This is a genomic window from Sphaerisporangium sp. NPDC088356 (assembly GCF_040685555.1).
Lineage (GTDB): Bacteria > Actinomycetota > Actinomycetes > Streptosporangiales > Streptosporangiaceae > Sphaerisporangium.
The window spans coordinates 1-3480 of sequence record NZ_JBFBIK010000235.1 but is presented as its reverse complement, the minus strand read 5'-3'; the positions used below and the strand labels follow the sequence as shown (position 1 = coordinate 3480).

The window sequence follows — 3480 nt, the reverse complement described above, 5'->3', positions numbered from 1 at the left end:
ACCGCAACGCGAGCGTGCGGATGCTGGGGTCCTTGTCCTTGACATGCTCGCGGATGCGGTCACTCAGAGGGGTGGGGGACGGATCGGCTGTCACGCCCCATGACGGCATTTGGTTGTCAGCTCCTCGACTTTTTCATCGTGACTGCCTTCATGATGCCCGCTAGATCCTGACGACAGGGAGCAATCCTCTGTAAACCAGTAGCCGTCCTGTCAACAAGATGGATTCCAGAACACCCGCCCACGTCCAGGGAGGTGGTATTTGAGAACATAACCGGTAATCGGCAACCATTGGGACACTAGTCGGCCCAATGGTCACTTTAGCATTATTTGCCCGATTTTCGGACGTGGTCTTGCTCGCGACGGTCCGCGAAGATTGCGGCCCCCAGATACCAGCGCTGCTTGGACCACTCGTCATTCTGCTCGGCCCGGAGCGCGCTTCCCGCAACTGGCGCGGGCGGATGGTGAGCCGCCGTCGACCGCGTTCGGCCGTGACACATTACGCGAACCGGGCATGACCGGGGGGGTACCGGCCTCGAACGTGACCACCATGGCGACACTGACTCCAGGATGCGCCGCGACGCCCTTGCGGGCAAGTGGCCCGCCGGCTCGGCGAGGGTGAACACGGTCCGGTCGTACCGGCCTGGGCGCGCGCCTGCGGTACGGCCGTTGGCGCTGAGATTGATCATGATCTGAGCAGGTGGGCAGAGCCGGCTCGGAGGCGCCCTCGGTCAGGTCCGTTCGCCAGAGACTTCGGTAGTGAGGTCCAGGCGGTGGCGCGTCGGAAGCGCGGCCGAGCGGCTGGAGGGGGTTCAAAGCTGTCTAACCACGGGCTTATCGGCTCGTTCGCGAACCGAGCACTCGGCCGTCTGGCACTGACTGGAGGGGCGCTCGCCAAATTGCGGATCGTAGCCGGTGAGGTGGCTTCGGCGAACTTCCGGAAGGCCGCGAGCAGGCGGCTGCGGTGGTCAGGGCAGCTGCCGGCGATGCGTTCGAGCTTGTCCTCATGGGCCCGACGAGGGGGCCTTCGAGTGCCCGGCTGCTGTCGGGTCGGGGGTCGATACGCCGGACGGCGTTCCAGTCAGGGCGGGGAAGCCGGGGGGGCGGTTGGTCGTCGATGTCGTCGAGAGCGGCGGACTCCTTGCCGGCCCTTCGGCAGATGTGTCACCCGACACTCTCCCCTTGACGGAACGAGTCCATTGTCAGGGGGGGTGGCCACGCCAAAGGGGACCTCAACGGGCGGACCGGGGCAGGCGGCGGGCCGGCCTGCATGACCGGCCACTAGCTGGGCTCGCGGCCGAAAGTCGGCAGCTGGCGGCCCTGCGGCGTTGCACGACCAGCTCTAAGAGGTCCGGATCTACCTACTCGTGAGACGTCCCGGTCTACGTGGACATGGGAGGCGCGCAGGCAATCGGTGCGACGGTGCGGCGCAGGCGTGACACCGCCCTGCGGTCTCATCTGTCAGCAAATTTCGCTGACAGATGAGACCTCAGGAACCGGTTCGAAACCTCCGGGCCTGCCTGTGAGCGCGCCGACCCCGGCGCGATCACCTCGCGCGCATCTGGTCACGGCTTGGCTACCCGACGGGCCCTGCCCTAGGGCATTCGTCGCCGGACCGTCGCCTCACCAGTGCTGGATCAGCCGCAGGCGCCGCAGCCGATGCCGCTACCGATGCCATTGGCGACGATCACGCCGCCGGGCAGGTAACCACTGGGCAGGAAACCGGCGGGCAGGTAACCGGCGGGCACGTAAGGACCGCCCACGTAGCCGCCCCAGTAACCGCCGCCCCAGTAACCGCCGCCCCAGGGACGGCCGCCCCAGTAACCGCCGCCCCAGGGACGGCCCCAACCGCCGCCGCCCCAGTGGCCGCCCCAGTGGCCGCCGCTCGGGCCGCCGCTCGGGCCGCCGCCTCCGGGGTGGCCCCAGTCGCCGCCCTGGTCGGCCTGCGCGACTTTGACTGGGTGGTGCGGAGCGGACGCGTCCGCCGAAGCGGCGACCGGCGCCGCGACGGCGAGAGCGGCACAGGCAGAACTGACCAGAAGTAGCTGGCGAATCATACTTGTATCCTCCTGTCCGAGTGCTGTCACTGATTGTGACTGCTGTCACGCTACCCAGCCGTCGATCATGGTTCTGGGCGCGAGCAGGTCAAGGAATGGCAAGCAGGTGATCGCCACAGGGCACAGCGGGCCAATTCCGGACAGACCGCTGCCGGGGTGCGACGATGTCGCCATTCCGGCTGAACCCTGCCCGATATCGCATCCGATTCGTCGTAGCAGCTGCCCCGGCACGGCACCTCGGGGGCAGACGCGAATCTCGGCCACTTCCCGGCGCAGGGGACGCAACGCCTCTTCCCATGCCGCCCTCTTCCCGCGCCGTATTACTGGCGACATCGAGCGCCTGCCACGTCGCCCCAACTCTCCGCCGCGGCCTAGCCGGTCGACGTCGACCTGGACTCCGCCCGCGAGTTCGCCACCAGGTGGGTGGACCGCCTCGATTACCTCGTCCCCCCCTCTCTGCCTCCTCACAGCCCCGTAATCATCCGCGTTCTGGGCTGGTGACACGTCGGTTAACACCACCCCGCATTCCTCCCGGTAAGGAACTCACCAGCATTGGGTGAACGACCCGCCGAAGGCGAACCCCCAAGGGCTACCTTCAGTCCTCGTTCACATCCGAAAACGCATTCGGGGAGTTTTCATGCGCACTTCAAGCAATATTCGGGGCGTCCTCGCGCTGGCCGCCATCACAGCGGGCGGCGTCTGGCTGGGGATGGGCAGCGCTGCCGCAGCGGTGCCCGGCGGTGACGACCCGCTGACCTCGCAGGAATCGTCGAACACCGCGCCGGTCGTCAGCGACGCGCCGACCACGCCGAGCACCGCCCCGGTGGTCAGCGACGCGCCGACCTCGCCGAGCACCGCCCCGGTCGTCGGCGACGCGCCGGCCTCGCAGGACCCGTCGAGCACCGCGCCCGTGGTCAGCGACCCGCTGACCGAGCTTCAGGTGCCAAGCGTGATCAAGCAGAGCGCCGGCCGCGACCTGATCACCGACATCCAACACATCGGGACGAACGTACCGGACGCCCCTGCCTCCGATGCCGACCCGGCGCCCGGCCTCGACTCCACGCCGGACCTTCCCGGCCTGCCCGTCGACGATCCCCAGACCCCACCCGTCCCCGGTGCGGAGACGGACCCCGTGGCGCCTTCTGCGGTGCCCCCGCAGGAATCGCCGAGCCTCGGGGACGTCGCCGGTGTGGCGCCCGCGGATGCCGCTCACCAGCCCGAGGCCGGGAAGAAGGATGACAAGGCCTCCCTCACCGGGAACGCCACGGAGCCGCAGAAGGATGACGAGGCGGTGAGCGCCGGCCTCGAGAAGGTTCCGTTCGTCGACGCGACGATGCCCAGCATCTCCGTCCTCTGACGCTTCCGCACCTAGAAGATCAGATAGCTACTCGGGCCGTACGGGCCGTGACCGGTGGGGGTCACGGCC

Annotated in this window: 2 protein-coding genes; one reads left to right on the top strand and one right to left on the bottom strand. The window is 68.2% G+C overall.

What is annotated here, in order from left to right; translation table 11 throughout:
• Positions 1–1634: 1634 nt before the first annotated feature.
• Complete coding sequence (locus AB0O34_RS36400) at positions 1635–2054, bottom strand: hypothetical protein (protein ID WP_363923495.1); 420 nt, start codon at positions 2052–2054, stop codon at positions 1635–1637.
• Between the two features lie 637 nt (positions 2055–2691).
• Between AB0O34_RS36400 and AB0O34_RS36395 the strand changes: the two genes are divergently transcribed.
• Complete coding sequence (locus tag AB0O34_RS36395; RefSeq protein WP_363923494.1) at positions 2692–3411, top strand: hypothetical protein; 720 nt, start codon at positions 2692–2694, stop codon at positions 3409–3411.
• Positions 3412–3480: the final 69 nt, after the last annotated feature.

Excerpts from the sequence above, each read along its gene's own strand:
- AB0O34_RS36400 (WP_363923495.1), bottom strand. The coding sequence starts at position 2,054 with ATGATTCGCCAGCTACTTCTGGTCAGTTCTGCCTGTGCCGCTCTCGCC.
- AB0O34_RS36395 (WP_363923494.1), top strand. The coding sequence starts at position 2,692 with ATGCGCACTTCAAGCAATATTCGGGGCGTCCTCGCGCTGGCCGCCATC.